This is a genomic window from Glycomyces paridis (genome assembly GCF_004912155.1).
Taxonomy (GTDB): Bacteria; Actinomycetota; Actinomycetes; order Mycobacteriales; family Micromonosporaceae; genus Glycomyces; species Glycomyces paridis.
The window spans coordinates 70,923-96,497 of record NZ_STGX01000020.1; the positions used below are offsets into that span (position 1 = coordinate 70,923).

Consider the following 25,575-nt stretch of genomic DNA (forward strand, 5'->3'; position numbering starts at 1 on the left):
GGCCGCCGTCGTGCCATTCCACCCCATGGCACCGACACTTTCGCGGGCGGCTCCCCCGGAGCCGGTCAGGTCGCGGCGACCCGCAGTCCGAACGCGACCATGACCGCGCCGGTGACCCCGCTGAGCCAGGCGCGCACGCGGGGCCGGTCGAGCAGGGAGCGCATGAGTTCGATGAGGTTGGCCAGCAGCAGGTACCACAGGAAGCAGACGGACATGCCGACCGCGGCGAGTTCGAGCACGAGCGGGCCGTGCGGGCCGCCGCCGTCGATGAACTGGGGCATGAGCGCGGTGAACAGCACGGCGGCCTTCGGGTTGAGCATGTTGCACATCAGGCCCGAGCGGAACGCGGCCCACGCGCTCATGTCGCGGGCGAGTTCGATCGCCGCGGGTTCGCGCCGCTCCTTGATCGCGGCCCGCAGCGACTTGACGCCGAGGTACACGAGGTAGGCGGCGCCGGCGAACTTGACGGCGGTGAACGCGGTCGCCGAGGCGGCCAGGAGCGCGGCGAGCCCGAACGAGGTGGCGACGACCCACACGCACACGCCCAGACCGATCCCGAACGCCGTCCACACGCCGCTCGACCGGCCCGCGAGGACGGTGTTGCGCACGACCATCGCGAAGTCGGGACCGGGGACGATCGCGGCGATGAGGATCGCCAGCGCGAACAGCAGCGGCAGGGTCATCGGGCCTCCAGGTGTGCGGCGGACCCGATCGTCCCACCGGCGCGGCCGGGCCGCATCAGCACGTTGACGGGGTGCGCCGACCGGGTTCAGGCCGGGTCGGCGAGGCGCCAGTACTGCTTCTTGTCCCTGTCGCGGACGACGACGTCGAGCGCGGCGAGTTCCCCGCGCAGTTCGCGCAGGTCCTCGGCCTTGCCCTTCTCCAGTGCGTGCGCGCGGGCCTTGAGCAGCGCGTCGGCTCCGCGCGGGAGTCCTTCGGCCCCGGGGACCCAGCGGTGGAGCCGGTCGGCGTACGGGTCGCCGTCGGGCAGCCACGCGTAGCCGTGCCTGCGCAGCGCGGCGGCGAGCCGGTCCCGGTCGAGGTCGAACTCGACCTGCGCGAGCTCCTGCCTGCGGTGGCCGAGCACCACGAGCCGCTTGTCCTCGGCGAACACTCCGGCGATCTCGCCCCGCGGCACCGACTCCTCGACGTCCCCGCGGTGCAGCTCGATCCGGTCGTTCCCCACGGTGACCGTCAGCATCTCGTGCACGGCCATGAGCGCCAGGAAGATCCCCAACGCCAGCCCCAACGCGACGGCGACGATGAGCCGCACGGCCTCGGGCAGTTCGGTGACCAGCTCGAACAGGCCCTGGAACGGGAACCACGAGAGCCCCGTGATCCACTCGGCCACGAACGTCAGCCCCCACCCGAGCGCCGCCCCCGCGATCGGCAACCCGACGAGGAACGCCGGCCCCACCCACTTCGGGTCCGCAACGACGGTACGGTCGAGTCCACTCGGCACAACGGGCCTCCCAATCAATCTCCCCGCCACTCTAACCACCCCATCCCACCAGCCAAAACGCCGTACCGCAGTACTACATCCTCCGTCGGCCCCACACCCCTCCCCCCAATACCGAAGTCACCGCACCACCCCGAAACCCGATACCGAAGTCGCACGGGGGGCGGTCCCGCGCGGCGGGAAAGGCGAATCGGGGTCGTGATTCGTACTAGTCTCGGGGCATGGCGATCCGATGGACTACCGCGTTCTGGGACTTCCCCGCCGAGGGCTTCGAGGCGGGGATCGCGTTCTGGCTCAAGGCGACCGGGACGACGCTGTCGCCGCGGCGGGGGCCGGGGGGCGGGTTCGCGACGCTGGTGCCGGCCGAGGGCGACCCGTGCCTGCGGGTGCAGCGCGTCCAAGAGGGCAAGGGCGGCAATCACCTCGACCTGCACGTGGAGGACGTCGAGGCCGAGTCCGAGCGCGCGCAGGTGCTCGGTGCGGCGCTGCTGCACCAGGAACCGGGCCTGGCGGTGCTGCGCTCGCCCGGCGGCTTCGCGTTCTGCCTGGCGGCCCACAACGGCGAGGCGAAGGCGCCGCGGGCCCTCGCGTGGGAGGGCGGGTGGCGCAGCCGGGCCGACCAGGTGTGCCTCGACGTCCCGCCGCAGGCCTTCGACCACGAGTTGGTGTTCTGGCAGCGGCTGACGGGCTGGCCGCAGACGGCCACGAGCTCGCCGGAGTTCCGGCGGCTCCTGTCGCCGCCTGAGCTGCCGCTGCGGTTCCTGCTCCAGCGCCTGGACGCGGCCGAGCGCGGCCGGGCGGCCTCTGCGCACGTGGACCTCGCCTGCTCCGACGTCGACGCCGAGACCGCAAGGCATGAGGCGCTCGGCGCCACGGCCGTGCGCCGGCACCACTGGTGGCAGGTCATGCGCGACCCGGCGGGCCTGGAGTACTGCATCACCGCCCGCGACCCCGAGACGGGCGCCGTCCAGGCCTGAGGCAATTCCGTTCGAGAACCCTTGGGCCGCAACGCGAGTCCGAATTCGTTGGAAGCGGTCGGTTCCGGAGTCTTGTGCGGTTGCGGAGAAATAGTTACCTTTATCTATAAGTAAGGCTTCTTTAAGATATGAGGTGACCCCATGCTCCGTCGACCCCGCCGCCGGCTCCTCGCCACGCTCGGCGCGTTCGTCTTCGCCCTGGCCATCGCCACGGGCCTGCCCTCCTCGGCCGCCAACGCCCAAACCGCATGCGCCGCACCGTGGAACGCCGGAACCGTCTACACCGGCGGCAACGTGGCCTCCCACAACGGCAGCAACTGGACCGCCCAGTGGTGGACGCAGGGCGAGACGCCCGGCACCACCGGCGAATGGGGCGTCTGGCGCAACCCCGTCGCCTGCGGCGGCGGCACCGACCCGGACCCCGACCCGTCCGGCCTCGTCGTCTCCGAGGCCCAGTTCAACCAGATGTTCCCCAGTCGGAACTCCTTCTACACCTACCAGGGCTTCGTCAACGCCACCGCCTCCTACCCCGCCTTCGGCACCACCGGCAGCGCCACCGTCCAGCGCCAGGAGGTCGCGGCGTTCCTCGCCAACGTCTCCCACGAGACCGGCGGCCTCGTCCACATCGTCGAGCAGAACACCGCCAACTACCCGCACTACTGCGACGCGGGCCAGTCCTACGGCTGCCCGGCCGGGCAGGCCGCCTACTACGGCCGCGGCCCGATCCAACTGAGCTGGAACTTCAACTACAACGCCGCCGGCAACGCCCTGGGCCTGCCGCTGCTGACCAACCCGTGGCTCGTCGAGCAGAACGCGACCGTGGCCTGGCAGACCGCCCTGTGGTACTGGAACACCCAGAGCGGGCCCGGGACGATGACCGGCCACGCGGCGATGACCAACGGCGCCGGCTTCGGCCAGTCCATCTGGTCGATCAACGGCTCCATCGAATGCAACGGCGGCAACCCCGCCCAAGTCCAGAGCCGCGTGACGAAGTACCAGAGCTTCACCGGCCTCCTCGGCGTCGCCCCCGGCGCGAACCTCTACTGCTGACGACTTCACCGCTGACCCTCCGAACCAGGGCCGCCGTCGGGATCGGCGGCGGCCCTTCGAAGTGCGGCGATCCCGTTCAGTCGGCGAGATCGGCGAGCCGGTCCACCATCGTGTTCTCGCCTGGGGCGCTTGCCGGTAGTGTCCCACAGCGACGCCGGTGGCACCGGCGGGCGAAGGCCCGGGGCGCCGCTGGGAAAGGAGTCCGTCGGTGGGCGAGCTGCGGTACGAGGTCCTCGACGAGGGACCGGGCACGATCGTGTTCCGGGTCCGCAAGGGCGCGTGGGGCATCTGGGTCAGGCTCGGAGCGAAGGCGCTCGACATCGGCGAGGCGACGGTGCCGCTCACCCCGGCGACGGGCCTCGTCCTGAGCGCACGGGCCGGGGCCAGGATCGGGCCCGACGAGGTCGCAGAGCTCGCCCGCGGCCTCCGCATCGCTCTGGAGCGCAGCGCGCTCGCGGCGCCGCCCCGGGTGATCGCGGTCGAAGAGCTGGTGTTCCCCGGGGCCGACTACCAGCCGAACGGGCCCGCCGCCGCGGGCTACGCGTGGGTCGCGGCGGCGTTCGGCGTGGAGCTGCCCCCGATCGCGATCCGTTTCGACGCCGCCGCGAACGCCTACGAGATCGGGTTCCCGCCGGCGTGAGCACCGCAGGGTGCAGACCAAGGCTGGGAACCCGACTCTCGTGCGGCCGTTCGGTTCAGCCGGTGCGCGTCCGGGTGCGCCACAGCAGCCAGATGAAGTACGGCGTGCCGATGAGGGCGCAGACCAGGCCCGCGGGGATCTGGGCCGGGGCGATCACGGTGCGGCCCAGGGTGTCAGCGACGCTCACGAGGAGGACGCCGATGAGGACCGCGACCGGCAGGACCCGGCCCGAGCGGCTGCCGACGAGGCCTCGCGCGAGGTGGGGCGCGACGAGGCCGACGAAACCGATCACGCCGACCACCGCGACCGCGGCGGCGGTGAGCAGGGCCGCGGCGCCGAGCAGGAGGAGCCGCGTGCGTTCGAGCCTGACGCCGAGCACCCGCGGGGTGTCGTCGTCGAGCGAGAGCAGGTCGATCTCCTTGCGGTGCGCGATCACCAACGGCAGCACCAGGACGAGCGCGGCGACCAGCGGAACGAGCCGGTCGGCCGTCCGCCCGTACGTGGTGCCCGACAGCCACGTCATGGCCTTCGGCGTGTTCCACGGGTCCGAAGCGAGGATGATCAGCGTGATCGCGGCCATCCCCAGCGACCACACGCCGATGCCGATGAGCACCAGCCGCCCCGTGTCGAGCCCGCCCCGCCACGCCAGCGCGTAGACCAGCGCGAACGCGCCAAGCCCGCCCGCCGCAGCGATACCGGTGACCGCCCACGCGCCCGATTCGGGCGCCCAGGTGATGAGCGAGACCGCGCCGATCCCGGCCCCGGCCGTGACGCCCAGCAGGCCCGGCTCCGCGAGCGGATTGCGCAGCACCCCCTGCGTCACCGTGCCCGCGCACGCCAGCGCGGCGCCCGCGAGGATCGCGGCGAGCACGCGCGGGAAGCGCTGCTCGATGATCCACGTGTAGCTCGCACCGGTCTTGCCCGCGAGCCAGTTGACGAGGTCGCCGCCCAGGAGCATCGTGTCGCCCGAGAACATCCCGACGAACAAAGCCCCGACCGACGCGGCCGCGAGCCCGACGAGGATGAGCGCGAACGCGGTCCGGCTGCGGCCCGCAGCACCGTGGAGGATCGCGGGCCGGTCGTCCGAGCCCGCGCTGGTCACCGTGCGCGCCAGCCACACCATGACGCCCGCGCCGAGGATCGTGGTCGTGACGCCCACGGGGATCTCGATGCTCTTCTCCGCGCCGAGGACCGCGCGCACCGCGAGGTCGGCGCCGACGATGACGAGGGCGCCGCACAGGGCACCCAGCGGGATGAGGGCCCGGTGGGCGAGGAGGTCGGGGAGGCGCCGCGCGATCTGGCGGGCGATGACGGGGGCCGCGAGGCCCACGAAGCCGATCGGCCCGGCCACGGTCACCGCGCAGGAGGCCAGCAGCAGCGAGCAGACGACGGTGACGGTGCGGGTGCGGCGGACGTGCACGCCGAGGCTGGAAGCGGTGTCGTCGCCCAGGCGCAGCAGGTCCAGGCGCGGGGCGAGGACCATGACGGCCGCGATCGCGAGCAGCACCAGGGGCGCGGCCTGCGCGGTGGACCCGAACCCGGTCAGGTTGAGACTGCCCGAGCCCCAGGCGAACAGGCCCGTCGTCTCCTCCTGGAAGAGCAGGATCAGCAGCGACACGACCGAGTTCGCGGCCATCGCGGTCGCCGAACCCGCGAGGATGAGACGGGTCGTGGCCGATTCGCCGCCGCCCGCCGACAGCGCGAGCACCAGGCCCGCCGTCGCCAGCGCGCCCGCGAAGGCCACGCCGATGCCCGACAGCAACGGCAGCGTGATCCCGAAGGCCGCCACGGCGGTCACGGCGAGATAGGCGCCCGCGTTGACCGCGAGCGTGTCAGGGCTGGCGAGCGGGTTGCGCGCCACCGACTGGAGCAGCACGCCCGAGGCGCCGAGCGCGACGCCGACCAGCACCGCCCCGGCCAGGCGCGGCAGGCGCGAGCCCTGGAGGACGTTCCACACCCTGTCGTCGGCGGTGCCGGTGACCAGCCGCAGCAGGTCCCCCGCGTCGACGGCCGAAGTGCCCTGCGTGAGATGCAGCGCCCCCAGGGCGACCAGGGCCGCCACCGCGGCGGTGAAGACCGCCGCGGTGACCCGGAGGCGCGGGCGCCTCCGGGCCGGAGCCTCCGGACGCGCCGGGGAGCTCAGCGTGCTCAACTGGCGTAGACCTCGGCGAAGTAGTCGAGGATGGCCTCGGAGGACTTGGGCCCGCCGAAGGTCCAGACGCCGAGCGGCAGCTCGTACAGCGAACCGTCCTTGACGAACTTGAGGTTCTCCCAGATCGCGTTGCCCGCGACGCCGTCGGTGAACAGGTTCGTGCCGTCGGCGTTGTTCCAGATGAACTTCAGCTCGGTGTCGGTGTACTGGGCCATGCCCTCGACGTCGGTGCCGCCCAGGCCCCACGCGCCGTCGGTCTCGCCGGTCCAGGCGTTCTCCAGGCCCACGGCGGTCCCGAGGGAGCCCACGAGCGAGGACGCGGCGAAGGGGCGGATGGCGACCGCGTCGCCCTCGACCCAGCCGTCGGCGTACAGGTAGGGGACGGCGCCGGTGCCGGCGGCCTCGATGGCGGCCTTGGTCTCCTCGATCTTGGCCTCGAAGTCGGCCCACAGCGCGTCGGCCTCGGCGTTCTTGCCGAGGAGGTCGGCGATCATGTCGACGTCGCGGTGCATCCGGCCGAGGTTGTCGGTCTCGCTGGAGCCCTCGGTGACCAGGACGGGCACGAACTCCTCGATCTGCTCGATGAGCTCCTCGTCGTCGGTCTCCATGACGACCAGGTCGGCGCCGAGCCCGGCGATCGCGTCGATCGAGGGCTCCTGGCGGGTGCCGACGTCGGTGACGGTGTCGTCCAGCGGCACGGCCTCGCCGGCCCAGGTGTTGTAGCCCTCGATGTCGGCGACGCCGACGGGCATGACGCCGAGGCTGGCGACGATCTCGACCTCCGCCCATTCGAGCGCGACGACCTTCTGCGCGGGCGCGTCGAGTTCGACGGTGCGGCCCAGGAAGTCGACGGTGGAGACCGGTCCGGTCTCGGCGGTCGTCTCGTCGGCGCCGGAACCCTCCTCGGTGGTGCCGCAGGCGGAGGCGGCGAGGACGGCGGCGAGTGCCGCGGGCACGGCGAATCGCTTGAGGTGGGAGAGCTGCATCGGGTTCCTTCTACTCGGTGGTGGTGCCCGCGAAGCGGCGGCTGTGACGGCCGATGGGCTTGGCGGTGAGCATCCCGGTGACGGGATCGGCGTCGACGCGGATGTCGATGCCGTATGCGGCGGTGAGGTTCTCGGCGGTGAGCACCTCCGCCGGGGTGCCGGCGGCCATGACGCGGCCGTCGTGGAGCAGGACGGCGCGGTCGGCGACCGCGGCGGCCTGGTCGAGGTCGTGGAGCACGACGCCGACGGCGGTCCCGTGGTCGTCGGCGAGGTCGCGGACCAGGTCGAGGATCTCGACCTGGTAGCGCAGGTCGAGGTGGTTGGTGGGCTCGTCGAGCAGGAGCACGGCGGTGTCCTGGGCGAGGCAGGAGGCGAGCCAGACGCGCTGGCGCTCGCCGCCGGAGAGGGCCTCCATGCCGCGGTCGGACATGTGCTCGACGCCGCAGATCTCCATGGCGCGCAGGACCTTCTCGGGCCCTTCGGGGTCGCCGTGGCGCCAGCGCCCGCGGTGGGGGTGGCGGCCGTAGCCGACGACGTCGAGGACGCGGATGCCGCCGGGGACGGGGCGGGACTGGGAGAGGAGGGAGACGCGCCGGGCGAAGTCCTTGGGGCTCAGGGCGGTCGCGTCGGTGCCGTCGGCGAACTCGACGGTCCCGGCGTCGGCCTTGTGGAGGCGGGCGAGGGATCGCAGGAGGGTGGATTTGCCCGAGCCGTTGGGGCCGAGGAGGGCGGTGACGGCGCCGGGTCGCAGGGCGATGTCGGCGTCGTGCACCACGGTGGTGCCGAAGTAGGCGAGTCGGAGGGCGCGGCCGCTCAGTCCGGCGTCATCAGGCATGTAGGCAAGGCTAACCTATCTCATTTTTCTTTGCATCCCGGCTGGTCAGGGGCGTGCGTTGCACCCTCGCGGGGCTTTTGCGACCGGCGCGGTGCCCGATGAGTCCCGTTCGCGCCCAAATGGATCATGCTCCGGTGAGGACGCGCACACCACGCGTAAGAGTGAAATCCGGCGCGGCGCTCTGGACTTGACCGTGCCGGGTGGGGTCGACTGGTCCTAGGCGCCGCAATGCCGATGCACCCCGTGTCGGCGCGGGACGCCAGAGAGGACGAACATGACACCGAATGCGAAGGTGGGGCCTTCGAGTGTCGTCATCGACGAGATCTGGACAGTCGAGCGCGTGAAGTCGCTCGGCGTGATGACGAATGTCGAGACGGCCGCGCAGATCCTGGGGATCGGCCGGACCGTCGCCTACAGGCTGGCCAAGGACGGCGACTTCCCCGTCCAGGTCCTGAGGATCGGCCACAGCTACAGGGTTCCGGTGCTGCGGCTCCTCGAGCTGCTCGGCGCACCGGACGCGCCGCTCGACCGCGACCGCTTCATCGACTAGCGAACCGAAGCGGCGGCGCGCTCCAGGGGGAGGAGCGCGCCGCCGCTTCGCACGTCTCAGCGCTTCTTGCGCTTGTCCTTGTGCTGGAAGTGGACGAAGAGCCGGCCGAAGTTCTTCGAGTCCTTGTCCACCCGGTGGTACAGGGCCTTGACCTCCTTCTGGTCGAGGAACCTGAGCACCTTCTTCTTGAGCTGGCCCGAGCCCTTGCCGGGGATGATCTCCACGAGGTCGATCTTCTTGGCGACCGCCTCGTCGATGACGTCCTTGAGGGCCTTCTCGATCTGGTCGCCCTTGTTGTAGATGTCGTGCAGGTCCAGCACCAGTTTCGCCATGCTCCGACCTTAGGGGGTGTTGCCGAACCCCTGACGGCCGCTGGCCGGTCCATTTGCCCGCTCACTTCGTTGTCGGCGGTCTGGATACAACACCGGTATCCAGACCGCCTTCCGCGGTCTCGGCGACGCTTGCGAGCCGTAACTGTGCAGAGCGAGCGAACAAATGGCCTCGGCCATCGACTCGCCGGGGGTTCGGCAACACCCCCTAGGCGTCGACGCGCGGGATGTCCGGCTCGATGTAGATGAGCTTCGCGGTGGGCACGGCGGCGCGGATGCGCGCCTCGGCGGCGTCGATCTCGGCGGCGACCTGCGAGCCGGTCTCGGAGGAGCCGATGCCGATCTTCGCGGCCACCAGCAGCTCGTCGGGGCCGATGTGCAGGGTCTTGAGGTGGATGAGCGAGTTCGCGTCGCCCTCGTTGATCGCCTGCTTGATCGCGGCGATGTCCTCCAAGGTGGCCGACTCGCCGATGAGCATCGAGCGGATCTCGATCGCCAGGACGATCGCGATGCACACGAGCAGGACGCCGATGCTCATGGTGCCGAGCGCGTCGAACAGCGAGTTGCCGGTGATCCAGGTGAGGCCGACGCCGAAGAGGGCCAGGACGAGGCCGACGAGCGCGCCGATGTCCTCCAGGAGGATCACGGGCAGCTCGGGCGAGCGCGAGCCCTTGATGAACCGCACCCACGACTGCTTGCCGCGGACCGCGTTCGACTCCTTGACGGCGGTGCGCAGCGAGAACGACTCCAGGATGATCGCCACGACCAGCACGATGACGGCCACGAGCGGGGACTCCAGGCCGTGCTCGGTGTCCTGGAGCTTGTGCCAGCCCTCGTACAGGGCGTACACGCCGCCGATGGAGAACAGGACGATCGAGACGATGAACGCGTAGATGTAGCGTTCGCGCCCGTACCCGAACGGGTGGGCGGGGCTGGCCTCGCGCCGGGACCGCTTGCCGCCGATGAGGAGCAGGACCTGGTTCGCCGCGTCGGCCACCGAGTGGACGCCCTCGGCGAGCATCGACGCCGAACCCGTGATCGCGGCCGCGACGAACTTGCTGATCGCGATCCCCGTGTTGGCCAAGAGCGCCGCGACGATCGCCTTGGTGCCGCCTTCTGCTGACATCTGGTCGTCATTCCTTCCACTGAACGCGCCCCGCATCCAGTTGGGGCCTGCACGAGTCTGTCATGGCCTTGCAACCCTCCGACGAGGCCTCAGGTCGCGTCCCGCATGGTCGCTGGCGCGACACCCGTTCGCGGTTTCGAACGGGCGCTCGGCGCGCTACGATCGAGGCAAGGCGACGCCCCGGGAGCCAGCTCCCGGACCGGGCGAAGGAACGTACACCGCCAAGGGGACCTCGTCCCCGGCCGGAGACCGCGGGTCTCCAGCCCCTGTACGGACCCAGCCCGCGTCACCGACGCGCGGACCGAGTGGTGGACCGGTTCCGGCAATGAGAGGCCCTCAGCGGGCCCCTGCCGTGAACCCACCGCTCGGAAGGCCCGTACGTGACCACGCTCGACCGTCCCCTCCCCTCCGTCGCCGCGCCCGAACGCGCCACGACCCGCCAGTGGCTCGCCGTCGCGGCCGTCGCCCTCGGCGTCTTCGTCGTCATGACCTCCGAAGTCCTCCCTGTGGGACTCCTCACGCCCATCGGCTCGGCCCTCGGCGTCAGCGCCGGCACCGCCGGGCTCATGGTCACCGTCCCCGGCCTCGTGGCCGCCGTCGCCGCCCCGCTCGCGGTGGTCTTCACCCGCAGGCTCGACCGGCGCCTCGTGCTCGTCGGCCTAGCGGTGCTCGTCGCCGGCGCGAACATCGGCGCCGCCACGGCCGGGACCTTCGGGCAGCTGCTGGCCGCCCGCGTCCTCGTGGGCCTGTCCATCGGCGCGTTCTGGGCCGTCGCCGGCGGCATCGCGCTGCGCCTGGTCCCCGCCCGGGACGTGCCGCGCGCGACGGCGGCCGTCTACGGCGGCATCGGCGCGGCCACCGTCCTCGGCGTCCCGCTCGGGACGCTCATCGGCGACCACCTCGGCTGGCGGGCCGCCCTGTGGGCCCTCGCCGGGCTCGCCGCGGTCGCGATGGCCGCGATCGCGGTGCTCGTGCCGCGCCTGCCCTCGAACTCCTCGGTGTCCTTCGCGTCGCTGCCGAGACTGGTGCGGCGCAACAGGAACGTGCGCGTCGGACTGGCGTTCACGTTCTTCATCGTGACCGGGCACTTCATCGCGTACACGTTCATCAGCCCGATCCTCCAGGCCAACGGCATCGCCGCCTCGCAGGTCAGCGGCCTGCTCCTGGCGTTCGGAGCGGCGGCGCTCATCGCCACGGTCGCCTCGGGCTCGCTCATCGGAAGGCACCTGCGGCCGACCCTCGCCACGCTCGGCGTGGCGATGGCGGTCGGCATGGCGCTCATGGCCTTCGCGGTCGGCGACCTGTTCTCCGCCACTGCGGTGCTCCTGCTGTGGGGCGCGGGCTACGGCCTGGTCTCCCCCGCCGTGCAGACCTGGTTCATGAACGCCGTCGACCCCGGCGAGGTCGAGGTGGCGACCTCTCTGAACACCGTCATGTTCAACCTGTCGATCGCGGCGGGCTCCTTCGCGGGCGGCTTCGTCGTGGACGCGGCCGCCCCGAGCGCCGTCCTGTGGATCGGCGCGGCCCTGCTCGTCCCGGTCGTCCTCCTGGCCGCCAAGGGCGCCGCGAAGCGGCCCGAACGCGAGCTCGTGAACGCCTCCTAGCGCCTCCGCAGGAGGTGTAGGCCCACCAGGAGCCAGGCGAGACCGGCCTGGCCCTCGGTGGCGGCCCAAGTGACGGCCGGACCGAACGGCTCGCCTAGCGCCAGGCCCGCGCCGACGCCGAGCAGCAGCGCGGGCAGGCCGACCACGAGGGCCACGGCGGTCGGCCGGGGCACCGAACCCGAACGGAGGCAGGCGATGCCGAGCACCGTGGCGCCGATATAGACGAGGTGCGCGAGCGACCAGGCCGGGATGCCGGCGAGGGCCGCGACGCCCTCGGCGTCCTCGGACAGGAGCGGGCCGACGAGGTTCACCAGGTAGCCGACGACCGTGGCGCCCAACCCGAAGCGCACCAGCCCGATCCCCCAGGCGCCCGCCCGGCCCGACTCGTGCCGGAAGGCCCCGAACCCGATGAGGACGAGCACCGCGGCCGCGAGCCCCGCCGCGTTCCATGCGGCCGACTCGTCGGCGACGAATCCGGCGGCGGCGAACACGACCGCCCCGAGCGACATTGAGGCGCCCGCGAGGCGCGGCTTCACGGTCCGGGCGTTTGGGGGCGCTTGCGTCTGCATCTGGGGGGTACTCCAGTCGTTCGGGGGCCGCACTATCGCGGCCCGGAACCCGATGGTGCCGTGGCGAAGCGGCCGCCGACTCCCCCACGCGAACGGCCCCGCTCCCCCGAGAGAGGGAGCCGCACCCCGCACTTCATCATCACTGTTAGGGATGGCCCCCTTAGGCCCCGGCCTTTTCCAGCACCGCCCCGAAGTCCGCCACCGGCTCGGCCCGCAGCGCGGCCGGGACCCGCTCGCAAGCGGGCGCCTCCTTGCGGAACCGCCCCGGCGGCCTGCCGAACTCACGCTTGAACGCGGCCGCGAAGGCGAACTCGGAGGCGTAGCCGACCTGCCGCGCCACCGACGACAAGGGCGCGTCACCGTCCGACAGCAGCCGGGCCGCCAACGTCAACCGCCACATCGTGAGGTACCCCAGCGGAGGCTGCCCGACCAGATCGGTGAATCGGCGCGAGAACGCCGACCGCGACAGCCCCGCCACCTCGCCCAGCGCCGCGACCGTCCACTGCCGCGCCGGATCGGCGTGGATCGCGGTCAGCGCCCCCCCGACCGACCGGTCCGCGAGCGCGTCGCCCCAGCCGCCGAACCGGCACCCCAGCGAGCTGTTCCCTAGCATCGCGCGCAGCAGGTACATGAGGATCGCGTCCACGAGGGCGTGAACGAGCGTGTCGCCGCCCCCGCGCTCGACCCTCAGCTCTTCGTCGAGCAGCGCGACGGCCGCCGCGACCTCTGGCCGGGCGGTCGCGTCCGCCGGCAGGTGCACGAGGTCCGGCAGGTCCGCGATGAGCGGATGGCTGCGCCCCGGAGCGAGCTCGTAGGCCATGCACAGCGCCACATGCGTCGCACCCTCCACATCAGAGCGGAACACCGCGCCCGACAGCAGCGGGCCCGACTCGCACGGCGGATCGGGTTCACTCCCGTGCGAGTCCGCGATGACATGCGCGCCGCCGAGCGGGAGCAGCAGCGCATCGCCCTCCTCCAACCGCAGCGTCCGGCCCGATTCGGTCGTGAGCACCGCGCTCCCCCGCACCATGATCTGGACGCCGAACCCGCCGGGGTGCGCCGGGCGCCGGTTCGCCCACGGCGCCACCCGCGCGAACCGGGCCGCGATCGGTCGGCCGGTGCGCAGCACGGTCATCACATCACTGAGTACGTCCATGCCGCAAGCGTATCCGCGCGCCCCGCGGACGATCGCGTATGAAGCCGGGACGCTCACAGATGGCAGCTAACCGGCACGGCGCATACCTTCGAGGCGTTCCCCTTACACCGCAGCAGATCAACGGAGCCCACCAATGTCCACAACAGAGGACCGAACCACCGTCGCCGCACCCGCCTGGAGGTCCCGCCTCGCCGCCGTCGCCGCCGCCGCGATCGGCGCGGCCCTGGTCGCCTTCATCGCCTCGGTCGCAGGAGCGACCATGGAGGCGGCCAACCCGGGCCAGGACCCGATCCCGATCGGCCCCGTCAACGCCGCCTTCGCGGGCCTCGCCGCCGGCGGCCTCGGCTGGCTCGCCCGAGCGCTCCTGGACCGCTTCGCCCCGACCCGCGCCCGCCTGATCTGGCTCATCGGCGCCTCAGCCGCATTCCTCGTCGAACTGTTCCCGCCCCTGCTCACCGAGGCCACACCCGGCACGAGAGTCGCTCTGTTCGCCATGCACGCGGTCGTCGCCGCAATCCTCTTCCCGATCCTCGGCGCCCGCCGCGATCGTCCAAACACGAGGTCATGACCATTCCGAATCCACACGATCCGTCGCGAGAGGAGACCTGAATTACATTTCCCGGCCGAAAGCGCCGAGAAGCACCGAACATCCTCGCCACGAGCAAATGACGAGCGAATACCAGAAGAGCCGGTTCCCTCTTTCGAGGAAACCGGCTCTCAGCTGGTATTTCTTTGTAGCGGGAGGCGGATTTGAACCACCGACCTCCAGGTTATGAGCCTGGCGAGCTACCGAGCTGCTCTATCCCGCGTCGATGAGATAACTGTACCCCATGCCGTATCGGGCCGCAAAGTGGGGGTTCGGTGAGTGCCGTCACCGCGCAATTCGCCGCCAATTCGAGTGCGGTTCGCGAGTGGTCGGCGAATCGGCCGCGGCCGGAGCCGCGGCCGTTCGGACCGCTAGAAGCCGAGGCGTTCGAGGAGCTTGGGATCCCGCTGCCAGTCCTTGGCGACGCGCACGTGCAGGTCGAGGTAGACGCGGCCGCCGATGAGCTGGGCGATGCCCTTGCGGGCCTTGGTGCCGACCCGCTTGAGGCGATCGCCGCCCTTGCCGATGATGATGCCCTTCTGGCTGTCGCGCTCGACGTAGATCTCGGCCCAGATCTTCTTGCGCGGGCCGCCGTCGGAGTCCTCGTCCTCGACGTCCTCGATGACGACGGCGAGGGAGTGCGGCAGCTCGTCGCGGACGCCTTCGAGGGCGGCCTCGCGGATGAGCTCGGCCATCATGACCCGTTCGGGCTCTTCGGTGATCATCCCGTCGGGGTACAGCTGCGGCGACTCGGGAAGCTTGCCCGAGAGGACCTCGACGAGGGTCTCCAGGTTCTCGCCGGTCTTGGCCGAGACGGGCACGATGTCGGCGAAGTCGCCGAGGGCGGCCACGTTGGTCAGGTGGCGCACGAGGGCGTCCTTGGAGACCAGGTCGATCTTGGTGACGACCGCGACGACCTTCGCGTGGAGCTTGGCGATCTCGCCGGTGATGAACTTGTCGCCGGGGCCGGGCTTCTCGTTGGCGGGCAGGCACAGCCCGATGACGTCCACTTCGGACCAGGTCTGGCGGACGAGTTCGTTCAGCCGCTCGCCGAGCAGGGTCCGCGGGCGGTGCAGGCCGGGCGTGTCGACCAGGATGAGCTGCGAGTCGGGCCGGTGGAGGATCGCGCGGACCACGTGGCGGGTGGTCTGGGGCCGCTTGGAGGTGATGGCGATCTTCTGGCCCATGATCGCGTTCGTCAGCGTGGACTTGCCGGCGTTCGGGCGGCCGACGAAGCAGGCGAAGCCCGCGTGGAAGGCGTTGGAGGCGGAGCCTCCGGCGTTGCTAGGCAAGACGGTTCACCTCTTTGCGGATCACGGTGTAGGCGGCCAGGTCGGCGCTGATCTCACGGGCGGCCTTGAGGCCGTCCTCGTCGGCGGCGGCGCCGAAGACGACGGCCGCTTCGAGCTTGTCGGCGCCGGCCGCGAAGGCCTGGGCCACGGCGGCCTGGAGGGCGGACAAGCGCAGGGACGGGAGGTCCACCGCCGCGGAGGCGTAGGTCCGGCCGATGCCGTCGCGGACGGCCGCGCCGGTGGTCTGCTGGACGCGCCCGGCGGCCCCTCGGGCCAAGGTGACGAGCTTCGCGTCCTCGGCGTCCAGGTCTTCTATGGTCAGGTCGCCTGCGGTCAGGTCAGACATTGATCGTGTGCCTCTCATCGTTCGCGGTGTTCGCCTCGGTGTCGCCGGCCTCGGGCAGGCGCGCGACGCGCACCGTCTCGATGCGGTTGCGACGGCCGACGGTGCCTTCGGCGGTCAGTTCGAGCCCGGCCAGGCGCGCCCGGTCGCCCGCCAGCGGGACCTTGCCCAGTTCGGCGGCGAGCAGGCCGGCGACGGTGTCGACGTCGAGCTCGGGCAGGTCGACGTCGAACAGCTCGGACAGGTCCTGCACGGAGAGGCGGGCGGTGACCCGGGCGGTGCGGTCGTCCAGCCAGGCGACCGGCGGCAGCTCGTCATCGTACTCGTCGGCGATCTCGCCGACGATCTCCTCGAGGATGTCCTCGATGGTCACGAGCCCGGCGGTGCCGCCGTACTCGTCCACGACCGCGGCGATGTGGATGCGCGCGGTCTGCATGTCCCGCAACAGGTCGTCGACCGGCTTCGAGTCGGGCACGAAGGACACCGCGCGCATGACCTCGCCGACGGGCGGGTTCGCGCCGTCCTCGAGGCGCACGAGGTCCTTGAGGTAGACCACGCCGCGCACGTCGTCGAGGTCCTCCCCGACGACGGGGATGCGGGAGAAGCCCGACCGGAGCGCGACCTGCTTGGCCTCGTCGGCGAGCGCGTCGACCGGGAGCCACACCATCGCGGTGCGCGGGACCATGACCTCGCGGGCCACGGTGTCGCCGAGGGCGAACACGGAGGCGATCATGTCGCGCTCCTCGTGGTCGACGGTGCCCTGGGCCTCGGCGGCGTCGACCATCTCGCGGATCTCGATCTCGGAGGTCGCGAACGGCCCCTCGCGGAAGCCGCGGCCGGGGGTGACGGCGTTGCCGAGGAGGATGAGGACCTTCGCGAGCGGCCCGAGGGCGGTGCCGAGGAGGGCGACCGGCCCGGCCACGGCGAGGCCGATCGGGTAGGCGTGCTGGCGCCCGAGGGTGCGGGGCCCGACGCCGATGGCGACGAAGGACACGACCGTCATGACCGCGGCCGAGATGCCGACGGCGAGCCAGGAGTCGTGCCAGGAGTCGAAGGCGACGACGGCGACGATCGCGATGGCGGCGGCCTCGCAGGCGAGGCGCAGGAGGATGAGCAGGTTGAGGTGCCTGGGGAGGTCGGCGGTGATCTTCAGCAGCGACTCGGCGCCGCGGCGGCGCTGCTCGACGAGTTCGGCGGTGCGGGCGGGCGAGACGGCGATGAGCGCCGAGTCGACCATGGCGGCGGCCCCGGCCACGGCGGTCAGTGCGACCGCCGCGGCCAGGAGCGTGTACGGGAGCATTCGGGCCTAGCTCTCCGCCGGTGCCGCGTGTTTGGCGCGCCACGCGTCGAGCAGCCGGTTCTGGAGGCCGAACATCTCCTTGGCCTGCTCGGGCTCGGCGTGGTCGTAGCCGAGGATGTGGAGCACGCCGTGGACGCTGAGCATGTGCAGCTCGTCGGCCGTGGTGTGCCCCGCGTCCTTGGCCTGGGCCTCGGCGACCTCGGGCGAGAGGACCAGGTCGCCGAGGATCGGCGTGGTCGGCTCGGAGGAGTCGGGGCGGCCGGGCATGGCGTCGTCCATCGGGAAGGAGAGGACGTCGGTGGGCCCGGTGCCGCCCATCCAGCGCTTGTTGAGCTCGGTCATGTGCTCGATGTCGACGATGAGGATCGAGAGTTCGGCGAGCGGGTTGACCCCCATCTCGTGGAGGGCGAAGTCGGAGACGGCGCGGATGCCGGCCTCGTCGACGTCGCGCCCGGACTCATTGATGATCTCGATGCCCACGGTTTCCTCGTTGCCCTTTCCTCGGGTCGCCGCGCTGCGCGCTCTCCTGCCCGCCTCGCTTCGCGTCCCACTTCTCGTAGGCGTTCACGATATCGCTGACCAGCTGGTGTCGGACGACATCGTCCGCCGTGAGGGTGGCGAAGTGCACGTCGTCGACGTGTTCGAGGATGTCGCGCACGACCCGCAGTCCCGACGTGGCGTGGTTCGGCAGGTCGACCTGCGTGATGTCGCCGGTGACCACGATCTTCGAACCGAACCCGAGCCGCGTCAGGAACATCTTCATCTGCTCGGGCGTGGTGTTCTGCGCCTCGTCCAAGATGATGAACGCGTCATTCAGGGTACGGCCGCGCATGAAGGCCAGGGGGGCGACTTCGATCGTGCCGGCTTCCATGAGCTTGGGGATGGAGACGGGGTCGATCATGTCGTGGAGTGCGTCGTAGAGGGGGCGCAGGTAGGGGTCGATCTTCTCGAAGAGGGTGCCGGGCAGGAAGCCGAGCTTCTCGCCGGCCTCGACGGCGGGCCTGGTGAGGATGATCCGGGTGATCTCCTTGGCCTGGAGCGCCTGGACGGCCTTGGCCATCGCGAGGTAGGTCTTGCCGGTGCCCGCGGGGCCGATGCCGAAGACGATCGTGTTGGTGTCGATGGCCTCGACGTAGTGCTTCTGGCCGAGCGTCTTGGGTCGGATCGCCTTGCCGCGCTTGGAGATGATGTTCTGCGTGAGCACGTCGACGGGCCGCTCGCCGGGAGCAGCCTTGAGCATGTTCTCGGTGCGCCGGATGATGTCGGGATCGACGTCCTCGCCGTTCTCGATCAACGCGAGCAGCTCCTTCACGAGTCGTTCGGCGGCGTTGAGCGCGCCGTTGAGTCCGGTGAGGGTGATGGTGTCCCCGCGCACGTGGAGGTCGACGCCGGGATTGCGGCGCTCGATGTAGCGGAGGTTCTCGTCGGCCTGGCCCAGCAGCGCCATGAGCGAGCGCTGGTCGCCGACGGTGATCGTGGACGTGATCGTCGAAGTGTGCTGGCCGTTGTCAGAGCTGTCGGTCATAGGCTTCGCCCGCGAGGGCTGTTCGCCACCTGCTTCCTCAAAGCGCGGTCCTCAGCGGCCCCTGGGGTCCGCTGCATGGGTCTCAATGGTAGTTCTCGCATACGACGGGGGACAACGAGTAATCGCAGCGGCGGTGTGATTTCAGGCCGCGACCATCGGTCCGAGCGGTTTGCCGCCGACCACGTGGAAGTGCACGTGGAAGACGTCCTGGCCGCTGTGGGGCCCGGTGTTGGCGATGAGGCGCCAGCCCGACTCGGCGACGCCCTCTTCGGCGGCGACCTCGGCCGCGACCGCGAGCACCTCGCCCGCGAGCGCGGGATCGGCGGCGGTGAGCTCGGCGACGTTCGCGTAGTGGTCCTTGGGGATGACCAGGACGTGCGTGGAGGCCCGGGGGTGGAGGTCGCGGAAGGCGAGAACCCGCTTGGTCTCGCGGACCTTGGTCGAGGGGATCTCCCCGGCGGTGATCTTGCAGAAGATGCAGTCGGCGTCGGTCATCGGGTGATCTTATGCGTCTCGGGCACTCACCAGCGGCCCAGGCGGGCCTGGAGCACCGCGAGGGCGGCGGGCCCGGCGGTGGAGGTGCGCAGGACGGTCTCGCCGAGGCGCACCGGCTCGCCGAACTCGGCGAGCGCGGCGAGCTCGTCGGGGCTGATGGAGCCTTCGGGCCCGATGACGAGGGCGACTTCCCCGGCCTCGGGCAGGACGGCCCGGGAGAGCGGGAGGACGGCCTCCTCGTGGAGGACCAGGACGGTGTCGGCGGCGCGCAGGCGGTGCACGAGCTGCTTGGTGGTGTGGAGTTCGGCGACGTGGGCGAGCCGGGCGCGGCGGGCCTGCTTGGAGGCCTCGCGTGCGGTCGCGGTCCACTTGGCGCGGGCCTTCTCTCCGCGCGGGCCCTTCCACTGGACGATGGATCGTGAAGCGGCCCAGGGGATCACCTCGTCCACGCCGATCTCGGTGAGCATCTGGACGGCGCGTTCGCCCCTGTCGCCCTTGGGGAGGGCCTGTACGACGGTGAGTTTCGGCTCGGTGGTCGGAAGCGTGCGGCGTTCGAGGATGTCGAGGCGCAGCGACCCGCGTTCGGCGGCGGCTACTCGGGCCGAGGCGACGCCCCCGGCACCGTCGGAGAGCAGCAGGGTCTCGCCGGGCTGGAGGCGCTGCACGTCGGCGGCGTGGTGCCCTTCGGGGCCGTCGAGGACGAAGCCGTCGGCGGCGGGAATGGCGTCGACGAGGAATACCGGATCGCTCACGCCGACAGCCTAACGGCGCCGATGGCGGCGGCGGCCGCAACGGCCCCGGGTGTGCGGCCGTGGTCGGCGGAACGGGACGCCGCGCGCTCCGTACGTTGTACGACATACAACGTACGGACATTCCCGACCGAGTCCGTCGCTTCACCGTACGCAGTACGACGTACTGCGTACGGTCTCGCATCAGTGGGGGCCATACTTCGTACGACGTACGAAATAGGTCTAGGCGTGCCCGTTGAAAGCGTCTCTCATTCGGCTAAAAAAACCGCTGCCGCCTTTGACCTCTTTGATCTCTTCATCGCGGAGGCTGGCGAGCTTCTTCAGCAGCTCTTCCTGCTCGGTGTCGAGCTTGGTGGGAGTGCGCACGTCGAGTTCGATGAACAGGTCGCCGCGCGCGCCGCCGCCGCGGAGCTTGGGGACGCCGTGGCCGCGGACCTTCTTGATGGTGCCCGGCTGGGTGCCTGCGACGACTTCGACTTCGACCTGGTCGTCGAGGGTGTGGATGTTGAGCTTGGTGCCGAGCGCGGCCTGGGTCATGGGGACGCGCACGCGGCAGCGCAGGTCCGAGCCCTCGCGGGTGAAGACCTCGTGCGGCTTCTCGTGGACCTCGACGTAGAGGTCGCCGGCGGGGCCGCCGCCGGGGCCGACCTCGCCTTCGCCGGAGAGGCGGATGCGCATGCCGTCCTCGACGCCCGAGGGCACCTTGACGGTGATGCGCCGCCGGGAGCGGACGCGGCCTTCGCCGCCGCACTTGCGGCACGGGTCGGTGATGATCGAGCCGTAGCCCGAGCAGGCCGAGCAGGGACGGGCGGTACGGACCTGGCCGAGGATGGTGCGCTGCACGACCTGGACCTCACCGGAGCCGCCGCAGGTGGTGCACGTCTGCGGTTCGGCGCTGCCCTCGGTGCAGGAGCCCTCGCAGGCGTCGCACAGGATCGCGGTGTCGACGGTCAGGGTCGACTCGGTGCCGAAGGCGACCTCTTCGAGGTCGAGGTCGAGGCGCAGCAGCGCGTCGTTGCCGGGGCGGGTGCGCGAGCGCGGGCCGCGGCGGCCGAAGCCGCCCATGGAGCCGCCGAAGAAGGCGTCCATGATGTCCTCGAAGCCCATGAACGGGGCGCCGCCGGCGCCGCCGCCGGTGCGGGAGAACGGGTCGCCGCCGGCGTCCACGACGGCGCGCTTCTGGGGGTCCATGAGGACCTCGAAGGCGGCGTTGATCTCCTGGAGGCGCTCTTGCGCGTCGGGTTCGTCGCTGACGTCGGGGTGGTACTTGCGCGCCAGCTTCCGGTACGCCTTCTTGAGTTCGTCGTCGGTGGCGTTCCGGTCGACGCCGAGAATGCCGTAGTAGTCCTTAGCCACGTGCGAATCGTCCTGTCAGCGGTTCTGTTCCAAAATCTCGGACACGTACCGGGCCACGGCGCGTACCGCCGCGATGGTGCCCGGGTAGTCCATGCGGGTGGGTCCGAGGACGCCCATGTGGCCGACCACCGAGCCCGGCCCGTATCCGGCGGTGACCACGGTGGTCTCGCGGAAGTCGTCGAGGTGGTTCTCGTCGCCGATGCGCACCGTCAGCAGCGCGTTGGAGTCGGCTCGCCCCAGCAGCTGCATGAGCACGACCTCCTCTTCAAGCGCTTCGAGGATGGGCCGCATCGACCCGGCGAAGAAGTTCCCGGGGCGGGTGAGGTTGGCGGCGCCGGCGACGGCCACGCGCTCCTCGGTGCGGGCGACCAAGGTCTCGACCAGGACCCGCGCCAGCGCCGAGGCGGTGTCGCGCAGTTCGGGGCGGACGAGGTCGGCGAGGTCGGCGATCACGCGGGGCGCGTCGGCGAGTGGGCGGCCCTGGAGCTGCTCGTTGACCAGGCGCCGCAGTTCGAGTACGTCGTCCTCGCTGAGCTCGGCGGGCATCTCGACGTAGCGCTGCTCGACCCGGCCGGTGTCGGTGATCATGACGAGCATGAGCCGGGTCGGTGTGAGCGAGACGAGTTCGAGGTGGCGCACCGAGGAGCGGTTGAGGCTCGGGTACTGGACGACGGCGACCTGGTGGGTGAGCTGCGCGAGGAGGCGCACGGTGCGGGTGACGACGTCGTCGAGGTCGATGGCCTCGGAGAGGAAGCGGTGCACGGCGCGCCGTTCGGCGGCCGAGAGCGGCTTGATCTTGCCGAGGCGGTCGACGAACAGGCGGTAGCCCTTCGCGGTGGGGATGCGCCCGGCGGAGGTGTGGGGCTGCTGGATGTAGCCGGCCTCTTCGAGGTAGGCCATGTCGTTGCGGACGGTGGCGGCGGAGACGCCGAGGGCGTGGCGTTGGGCGACGGCCTTGGAGCCGACGGGCTCCTCGGTCGCAACGTAGTCCTCGACGATGGCGCGAAGCACTTCGAGCTTGCGATCGTCCATCGCCGCCACGTCCCTTCGATCTCGGTGCCGTCCGCCGGGCCCGGGCCCGGTGCCGGCCCCGTCAGGGCCGGACTCAAGTTTGGCACTCCCGGTCCGGGAGTGCCAGTCTACGTGTGGCCTCAGACGCTCGGGAGGTTGAGCGCGCCGTCGTCGGCGACGGTCACTCCGGCGTCCCCGAAGTCGGCGGCGAGCTCGTTGAGGTCGTCGAAGGCGCCGTTGTCGCCGTCGAGCTGGGGGTAGCCGGCGCCGTCCATGCGGGTGGCGAGGGCCTGGCCGGCGACGATGGTGCCGTCCTCGCGGACGGTGATCGACAGGACGGCCGAGCGCCCGAGGGGGCCGTCGGTGGCGAAGAGGTTCTGGCCGCCGCCGAAGTTCCCCAGGGAGTAGGCGATGAGCTTGCCGTTGTAGAACTCCATGCCGCGCAGGACGTGCGGGCCGTGGCCGAAGACGAGGTCGGCGCCGTTGTCGACGCAGGTGCGCGCGAAGGCGCGGGTGTCGCCGCGGTCTTCGCCGAGGTAGTTCTCGACGCCTTCGGGGACGTGCCGGTGGTCGGTGCCCTCGGCGCCGAGGTGGGCGGTGGCGATGACGATGTCGGCCTGCTCCTTGGCGGAGGCGACGAGCGCGGCGACGGCGTCGAGGTCGCGGTTGTCGGTGTAGAACGTGTACGGCGCGAAGCCGACCAGGCCGACGGTGAGCCCGCTCTCGGTCTCGACCAGGCAGACCTCGCCCTTGATCCCGCAGACCTCCATGCCGGCCTCGCGGATGGCGTCCTGGGTCTCGGTGGCGCCGTCGGGCCCGGCGTCCCAGCCGTGGTTGTTGGCCTGGTTGAGCACGTCGAAGCCCGCGTCGGCGAAGACCTGGGCGTATTCGGCGGGCAGGCGGAAGTAGGTGCACTGGCCGCCGCCGCACTTGTCGAACTCGAGGGTCGAGAAGGCGCCTTCGAGGTTCGCGATGATCACATCGCCGCTGAGGGAGTCCTTGACGCCGGAGAAGAAGCTCGCGCCCTCGTCGGAGGCCATCTGGTTCGGGTAGGAGCCGGGCATGGTGTCGCCCACGTGCGTGATGGTGATCTCGCGGGGCGGCTCGGGCGAGGGCGACTCCGAGGGGGTCTCCTCGGCGGCGCCGGCGCCGCCGTCGTCCTCTGCCGGCGGCGGCTCCTCCTCGGAGCAGGCGGCCGCTGCCGCGGCGGCGAGGCCGGCGGCGGAGGCGACGAGCAGGCCGCGGCGGCGGAGGGGGCGCGCGGTGGGCGGTGGCGTGTGCATGGGTGGCGGGCTCCGGTATGGGGGACTGGGGGTCGCCGCGCCGGTCGTCTGCGGCTCGCGCGCCGCGTTGGGGGGCGGTGCGGGCCTCGGGCCGGTGCGGCCTCCAGGAGCTTACGGGGCGCAGGCTCCTGCGTGACGGTGTCAAATCTACGGGCCGCGCGCTCCGGCGTCGTCAGGCGGTGAGGTCTCTCACCACGGCGTCCGCGAGGAGGCGACCGCGCAGCGTGAGGGTCAGGCGGCCGTCGTCGAGGGTCGCGAGCCCGTCGGCGGCAACGCGTTCGGCGGCCTCGGCCCCGGCGGGCCGCAGCTCGTCCACCGGGACGCCGGTGGCGAGCCGGGTGAGCAGGAGCACCCGCTCCAGGTACCGGTCCTCGTCGGTGAGCACTTCGTGCCCGGCCGCGGGCAGGCCCTGCGCCAGCGCGGTCGCGTACGTGGAGGGGTGCTTGTGGTTCCACCAGCGCACGCCCGGCAGGTGGGAGTGCGCGCCGGGGCCGGCGCCCCACCAGTGGCCGCCCTCCCAGTAGATGAGGTTGTGGCGGCAGCGCGCCTCGGGGGTCTTGGCCCAGTTGGAGACCTCGTACCAGTCGAATCCGGCCGCCGAGAGGGCCGCGTCGGCCGCGAGGTAGCGGTCGGCGGCGACGTCGTCGGAGGGCTGGGGCACGGAGCCTGCGCGGATGCGGCGGGCGAGCGCGGTGCCGTCCTCGACTATGAGGGCGTACGCGGAGACGTGGTCGACGCCGGTGTCGACGGCGGCGGCGAGGCTGTCGGCGAAGTCGGCGGCGGACTCGCCGGGCGTGCCGTAGATGAGGTCGAGGCTCACGTGCTCGAATCCGGCCTTGTGGGCGTGCGCGACGGCGTTGAGGGCCTTCTGCGGGGAGTGCTCGCGGTCGAGGATCTTCAGGACGTGGGAGGCGGTGGACTGCATGCCGACCGACAGGCGAGTGAAGCCGCCGTCGTGGAGTTCGGCGAGGTAGTCGGCGTCGATCGATTCGGGGTTGGCCTCGGTGGTGGCCTCGTAGCCGTCGGCGAGGCCGAACTCGCGGTCGATCTCGGCGAGGATCGCGGCGAGGTCGGCGGCGGGCAGGAGGGTGGGGGTGCCGCCGCCGAAGAAGACGGTGTCGACCTTGGGGAGGGCACCTTCGCTGTGCTTCGTGAACCGGTCGGCGGCGGCGCGGATCTCGGCGCGCACGATCGCGGCGTAGGTGTCGCGGGAGACGCCGGAGCCGAGTTCGGAGGCGGTGTAGGTGTTGAAGTCGCAGTAGCCGCAGCGGGAGACGCAGAACGGGACGTGCACGTAGAAGCCGAATCCGGCTTCGAGGGGACCGCCCGCGGCCGCGTCGATCGCGGAGGTGGGGGAAGTCACGGCTGCGGTTGCGGGACTGGTGGACACGCTGACTACGGTACTGGCATGAACGGCAACGATGCTTTGATCAAGTACTGGCCGGCGCGGAACGTGGCCTCGATTACCCTCGACGCCCCGGATCGGCGCAACGCCCTCTCGATCCGGATGATCGCGCAGCTCCGGGAGGCGCTGGCGGCGGCGGTCGCCGACGACCAGGTGCGGGTGGTGCTCATCGACCACACGGGTCCGGTGTTCTGCGCGGGCGCGGACTTGAAGGAGTCGGCGGCGGCGACCTGCCTGGAGGAGCTCCCGGCGGCGCACCTGGCGGAGCTGCTGGCGGACCTCTGCGAGTCGCCGAAGCCGGTGGTCGCCCTGGCGAAGGGCGGCGCGAAGGGCGGCGGGCTGGGCCTGCTGGCGGCGGCCGACGTCACCGTCCTGGAAGGGAACCAGAGTTTCGCGTTCAGCGAGGTGCGGCTCGGCGTGGTCCCGGCGGTCATCGCACCGGTCGTGGCGCGGCATCTGAGCCCCGCTCAGATGCGTTCGGTCTTCCTGCTGGGCGACCCGTTCGAGGCGTATGGGAGCGGTGTGGGCCTCTTCACGCACACGGTCGTCGAGGGCATGGGCGACAAGCGGGCGGCCGAGGTGGTGCAGTCGCTGGTGGCGGGCGGTCCGTCCGCGCAGGCCGGAATCAAAGTGCTCACGGCCACACCGAATCTGCGACAGGAGTTGCGGGATGCGGCCGCCGTGACGGCCGAGTACTTCTTCTCCGAAGAGGGACGGGAAGGTGTCCGTTCGTTCATTGAGAAGCGGGCGCCTTCTTGGGTAGGCTGATCAGCCGTCGACCGACCTGATCGGAGTCT

27 protein-coding genes and 1 tRNA gene are annotated in these 25,575 nt (G+C 71.3%); 7 read left to right on the forward strand and 21 right to left on the reverse strand.

Annotated elements, in window-relative coordinates:
* Positions 1 to 65: 65 nt before the first annotated feature.
* Positions 66 to 683 carry a LysE family translocator gene (locus E9998_RS22050; RefSeq protein WP_136531859.1) on the reverse strand — a complete coding sequence of 206 codons (618 nt, stop codon included), beginning with the start codon at positions 681 to 683 and terminating at the stop codon, positions 66 to 68.
* 86 nt (positions 684 to 769) lie between these two features.
* Positions 770 to 1,462 carry a YqeB family protein gene (locus E9998_RS22055; RefSeq protein WP_136531860.1) on the reverse strand — a complete coding sequence of 231 codons (693 nt, stop codon included), beginning with the start codon at positions 1,460 to 1,462 and terminating at the stop codon, positions 770 to 772.
* A gap of 218 nt (positions 1,463 to 1,680) precedes the next feature.
* On the opposite strand from E9998_RS22055, the gene E9998_RS22060 reads away from it, so the two are divergent.
* The 3 genes from E9998_RS22060 (at position 1,681) to E9998_RS22070 (ending at position 4,126) form a co-directional block, all read left to right on the forward strand.
* The gene (locus E9998_RS22060; protein ID WP_136531861.1) at positions 1,681 to 2,436 is read left to right on the forward strand and encodes a VOC family protein; all 756 of its coding nucleotides are present in this window, start codon (positions 1,681 to 1,683) and stop codon (positions 2,434 to 2,436) included.
* Positions 2,437 to 2,577: 141 nt separating this feature from the next.
* Positions 2,578 to 3,486 (forward strand): glycoside hydrolase family 19 protein, encoded by a 909-nt coding sequence (locus tag E9998_RS26550; RefSeq protein ID WP_136531862.1) that lies wholly within the window; start codon positions 2,578 to 2,580, stop codon positions 3,484 to 3,486.
* Between the two features lie 208 nt (positions 3,487 to 3,694).
* Positions 3,695 to 4,126: a hypothetical protein gene (locus E9998_RS22070; protein WP_136531863.1), complete on the forward strand. Its 432-nt coding sequence runs from the start codon at positions 3,695 to 3,697 to the stop codon at positions 4,124 to 4,126.
* Positions 4,127 to 4,181: 55 nt separating this feature from the next.
* Here E9998_RS22070 and E9998_RS22075 read toward each other — a convergent pair whose 3' ends face one another.
* Genes E9998_RS22075 through E9998_RS22085 form a run of 3 tightly spaced genes read right to left on the reverse strand, consistent with a single transcriptional unit; the run spans position 4,182 to position 8,099 of the window.
* Positions 4,182 to 6,278, reverse strand: coding sequence for an iron ABC transporter permease (locus tag E9998_RS22075; protein WP_136531864.1), 2,097 nt, complete (start codon positions 6,276 to 6,278; stop codon positions 4,182 to 4,184).
* A complete protein-coding gene (locus E9998_RS22080) occupies positions 6,275 to 7,264 on the reverse strand; it encodes an ABC transporter substrate-binding protein (RefSeq protein ID WP_136531865.1) in 990 nt (329 codons plus the stop codon). Before E9998_RS22080 ends, E9998_RS22075 begins: the two co-directional genes overlap by 4 nt.
* Before the next feature lie 10 nt (positions 7,265 to 7,274).
* Positions 7,275 to 8,099 carry an ABC transporter ATP-binding protein gene (locus E9998_RS22085; RefSeq protein ID WP_136531866.1) on the reverse strand — a complete coding sequence of 275 codons (825 nt, stop codon included), beginning with the start codon at positions 8,097 to 8,099 and terminating at the stop codon, positions 7,275 to 7,277.
* Positions 8,100 to 8,373: 274 nt separating this feature from the next.
* On the opposite strand from E9998_RS22085, the gene E9998_RS22090 reads away from it, so the two are divergent.
* On the forward strand, positions 8,374 to 8,649 hold the full coding sequence (locus E9998_RS22090) for a helix-turn-helix domain-containing protein (RefSeq protein WP_136531867.1): 276 nt from the start codon (positions 8,374 to 8,376) through the stop codon (positions 8,647 to 8,649).
* 56 nt (positions 8,650 to 8,705) lie between these two features.
* Here the strand turns inward: E9998_RS22090 and E9998_RS22095 are convergent, their stop codons facing one another.
* Both E9998_RS22095 and E9998_RS22100 read right to left on the reverse strand, forming a co-directional pair.
* Positions 8,706 to 8,981 carry a Smr/MutS family protein gene (locus E9998_RS22095; RefSeq protein ID WP_136531868.1) on the reverse strand — a complete coding sequence of 92 codons (276 nt, stop codon included), beginning with the start codon at positions 8,979 to 8,981 and terminating at the stop codon, positions 8,706 to 8,708.
* Between the two features lie 205 nt (positions 8,982 to 9,186).
* Entirely contained in the window at positions 9,187 to 10,104 is a 918-nt protein-coding gene (locus tag E9998_RS22100; protein WP_136531869.1) for a cation diffusion facilitator family transporter, read from the reverse strand.
* Positions 10,105 to 10,484: 380 nt separating this feature from the next.
* Between E9998_RS22100 and E9998_RS22105 the strand changes: the two genes are divergently transcribed.
* Positions 10,485 to 11,708: an MFS transporter gene (locus tag E9998_RS22105; protein ID WP_204745596.1), complete on the forward strand. Its 1,224-nt coding sequence runs from the start codon at positions 10,485 to 10,487 to the stop codon at positions 11,706 to 11,708.
* Here E9998_RS22105 and E9998_RS22110 read toward each other — a convergent pair.
* A complete protein-coding gene (locus E9998_RS22110) occupies positions 11,705 to 12,217 on the reverse strand; it encodes a hypothetical protein (RefSeq protein WP_136531870.1) in 513 nt (170 codons plus the stop codon). The genes E9998_RS22105 and E9998_RS22110 overlap by 4 nt on opposite strands.
* 220 nt (positions 12,218 to 12,437) lie before the next feature.
* Positions 12,438 to 13,433, reverse strand: a complete 996-nt coding sequence (locus E9998_RS22115) for an AraC family transcriptional regulator (RefSeq protein ID WP_136531871.1) — start codon at positions 13,431 to 13,433, stop codon at positions 12,438 to 12,440.
* A gap of 133 nt (positions 13,434 to 13,566) precedes the next feature.
* On the opposite strand from E9998_RS22115, the gene E9998_RS22120 reads away from it, so the two are divergent.
* Complete coding sequence (locus E9998_RS22120; protein WP_136531872.1) at positions 13,567 to 14,001, forward strand: DUF6069 family protein; 435 nt, start codon at positions 13,567 to 13,569, stop codon at positions 13,999 to 14,001.
* A gap of 167 nt (positions 14,002 to 14,168) precedes the next feature.
* On the opposite strand, the gene E9998_RS22125 is transcribed toward E9998_RS22120, so the two are convergent.
* From E9998_RS22125 to hemW, 12 genes are all read right to left on the reverse strand, one after another.
* Positions 14,169 to 14,242: transfer RNA gene (locus E9998_RS22125), tRNA-Met, on the reverse strand.
* A gap of 148 nt (positions 14,243 to 14,390) precedes the next feature.
* Entirely contained in the window at positions 14,391 to 15,311 is a 921-nt protein-coding gene (gene era, locus E9998_RS22130; protein WP_136531873.1) for a GTPase Era, read from the reverse strand.
* The gene (locus E9998_RS22135) at positions 15,304 to 15,657 is read right to left on the reverse strand and encodes a cytidine deaminase (protein WP_240037712.1); all 354 of its coding nucleotides are present in this window, start codon (positions 15,655 to 15,657) and stop codon (positions 15,304 to 15,306) included. The genes era and E9998_RS22135 overlap by 8 nt, the downstream gene beginning before the upstream one ends.
* Complete coding sequence (locus E9998_RS22140; protein WP_136531874.1) at positions 15,650 to 16,954, reverse strand: hemolysin family protein; 1,305 nt, start codon at positions 16,952 to 16,954, stop codon at positions 15,650 to 15,652. The genes E9998_RS22135 and E9998_RS22140 overlap by 8 nt, the downstream gene beginning before the upstream one ends.
* A 6-nt stretch (positions 16,955 to 16,960) precedes the next feature.
* Complete coding sequence (ybeY, locus tag E9998_RS22145; RefSeq protein WP_136531875.1) at positions 16,961 to 17,434, reverse strand: rRNA maturation RNase YbeY; 474 nt, start codon at positions 17,432 to 17,434, stop codon at positions 16,961 to 16,963.
* Positions 17,412 to 18,479 carry a PhoH family protein gene (locus tag E9998_RS22150; protein WP_136531876.1) on the reverse strand — a complete coding sequence of 356 codons (1,068 nt, stop codon included), beginning with the start codon at positions 18,477 to 18,479 and terminating at the stop codon, positions 17,412 to 17,414. The genes ybeY and E9998_RS22150 overlap by 23 nt, the downstream gene beginning before the upstream one ends.
* Before the next feature lie 141 nt (positions 18,480 to 18,620).
* Positions 18,621 to 18,974 (reverse strand): HIT domain-containing protein, encoded by a 354-nt coding sequence (locus E9998_RS22155; protein WP_136531877.1) that lies wholly within the window; start codon positions 18,972 to 18,974, stop codon positions 18,621 to 18,623.
* 26 nt (positions 18,975 to 19,000) lie between these two features.
* Complete coding sequence (locus E9998_RS22160) at positions 19,001 to 19,726, reverse strand: 16S rRNA (uracil(1498)-N(3))-methyltransferase (RefSeq protein ID WP_136531878.1); 726 nt, start codon at positions 19,724 to 19,726, stop codon at positions 19,001 to 19,003.
* 219 nt (positions 19,727 to 19,945) lie between these two features.
* A complete protein-coding gene (gene dnaJ, locus E9998_RS22165; RefSeq protein WP_136531879.1) occupies positions 19,946 to 21,079 on the reverse strand; it encodes a molecular chaperone DnaJ in 1,134 nt (377 codons plus the stop codon).
* A gap of 15 nt (positions 21,080 to 21,094) precedes the next feature.
* Positions 21,095 to 22,111 (reverse strand): heat-inducible transcriptional repressor HrcA, encoded by a 1,017-nt coding sequence (gene hrcA, locus E9998_RS22170; protein WP_136531880.1) that lies wholly within the window; start codon positions 22,109 to 22,111, stop codon positions 21,095 to 21,097.
* 119 nt (positions 22,112 to 22,230) lie between these two features.
* Positions 22,231 to 23,373 carry a CapA family protein gene (locus E9998_RS22175; RefSeq protein WP_136531881.1) on the reverse strand — a complete coding sequence of 381 codons (1,143 nt, stop codon included), beginning with the start codon at positions 23,371 to 23,373 and terminating at the stop codon, positions 22,231 to 22,233.
* Positions 23,374 to 23,545: 172 nt separating this feature from the next.
* Positions 23,546 to 24,763, reverse strand: coding sequence for a radical SAM family heme chaperone HemW (hemW, locus tag E9998_RS22180; protein ID WP_136531882.1), 1,218 nt, complete (start codon positions 24,761 to 24,763; stop codon positions 23,546 to 23,548).
* A gap of 18 nt (positions 24,764 to 24,781) precedes the next feature.
* Here hemW and E9998_RS22185 point away from each other — a divergent pair, with 18 nt between their 5' ends.
* The gene (locus E9998_RS22185) at positions 24,782 to 25,546 is read left to right on the forward strand and encodes an enoyl-CoA hydratase-related protein (protein WP_136531883.1); all 765 of its coding nucleotides are present in this window, start codon (positions 24,782 to 24,784) and stop codon (positions 25,544 to 25,546) included.
* Positions 25,547 to 25,575 lie beyond the last annotated feature (29 nt).

Coding starts and splice junctions, on each gene's coding strand:
- E9998_RS22050 (WP_136531859.1), bottom strand. CDS start 683: ATGACCCTGCCGCTGCTGTTCGCGCTGGCGATCCTCATCGCCGCGATC.
- E9998_RS22060 (WP_136531861.1), top strand. CDS start 1,681: ATGGCGATCCGATGGACTACCGCGTTCTGGGACTTCCCCGCCGAGGGC.
- E9998_RS26550 (WP_136531862.1), top strand. CDS start 2,578: ATGCTCCGTCGACCCCGCCGCCGGCTCCTCGCCACGCTCGGCGCGTTC.
- E9998_RS22080 (WP_136531865.1), bottom strand. CDS start 7,264: ATGCAGCTCTCCCACCTCAAGCGATTCGCCGTGCCCGCGGCACTCGCC.
- E9998_RS22085 (WP_136531866.1), bottom strand. CDS start 8,099: ATGCCTGATGACGCCGGACTGAGCGGCCGCGCCCTCCGACTCGCCTAC.
- E9998_RS22090 (WP_136531867.1), top strand. CDS start 8,374: ATGACACCGAATGCGAAGGTGGGGCCTTCGAGTGTCGTCATCGACGAG.
- E9998_RS22095 (WP_136531868.1), bottom strand. CDS start 8,981: ATGGCGAAACTGGTGCTGGACCTGCACGACATCTACAACAAGGGCGAC.
- E9998_RS22100 (WP_136531869.1), bottom strand. CDS start 10,104: ATGTCAGCAGAAGGCGGCACCAAGGCGATCGTCGCGGCGCTCTTGGCC.
- E9998_RS22110 (WP_136531870.1), bottom strand. CDS start 12,217: ATGTCGCTCGGGGCGGTCGTGTTCGCCGCCGCCGGATTCGTCGCCGAC.
- E9998_RS22115 (WP_136531871.1), bottom strand. CDS start 13,433: ATGGACGTACTCAGTGATGTGATGACCGTGCTGCGCACCGGCCGACCG.
- E9998_RS22120 (WP_136531872.1), top strand. CDS start 13,567: ATGTCCACAACAGAGGACCGAACCACCGTCGCCGCACCCGCCTGGAGG.
- E9998_RS22135 (WP_240037712.1), bottom strand. CDS start 15,657: ATGTCTGACCTGACCGCAGGCGACCTGACCATAGAAGACCTGGACGCC.
- E9998_RS22140 (WP_136531874.1), bottom strand. CDS start 16,954: ATGCTCCCGTACACGCTCCTGGCCGCGGCGGTCGCACTGACCGCCGTG.
- E9998_RS22150 (WP_136531876.1), bottom strand. CDS start 18,479: ATGACCGACAGCTCTGACAACGGCCAGCACACTTCGACGATCACGTCC.
- E9998_RS22155 (WP_136531877.1), bottom strand. CDS start 18,974: ATGACCGACGCCGACTGCATCTTCTGCAAGATCACCGCCGGGGAGATC.
- hrcA (WP_136531880.1), bottom strand. CDS start 22,111: ATGGACGATCGCAAGCTCGAAGTGCTTCGCGCCATCGTCGAGGACTAC.
- E9998_RS22175 (WP_136531881.1), bottom strand. CDS start 23,373: ATGCACACGCCACCGCCCACCGCGCGCCCCCTCCGCCGCCGCGGCCTG.
- E9998_RS22185 (WP_136531883.1), top strand. CDS start 24,782: ATGAACGGCAACGATGCTTTGATCAAGTACTGGCCGGCGCGGAACGTG.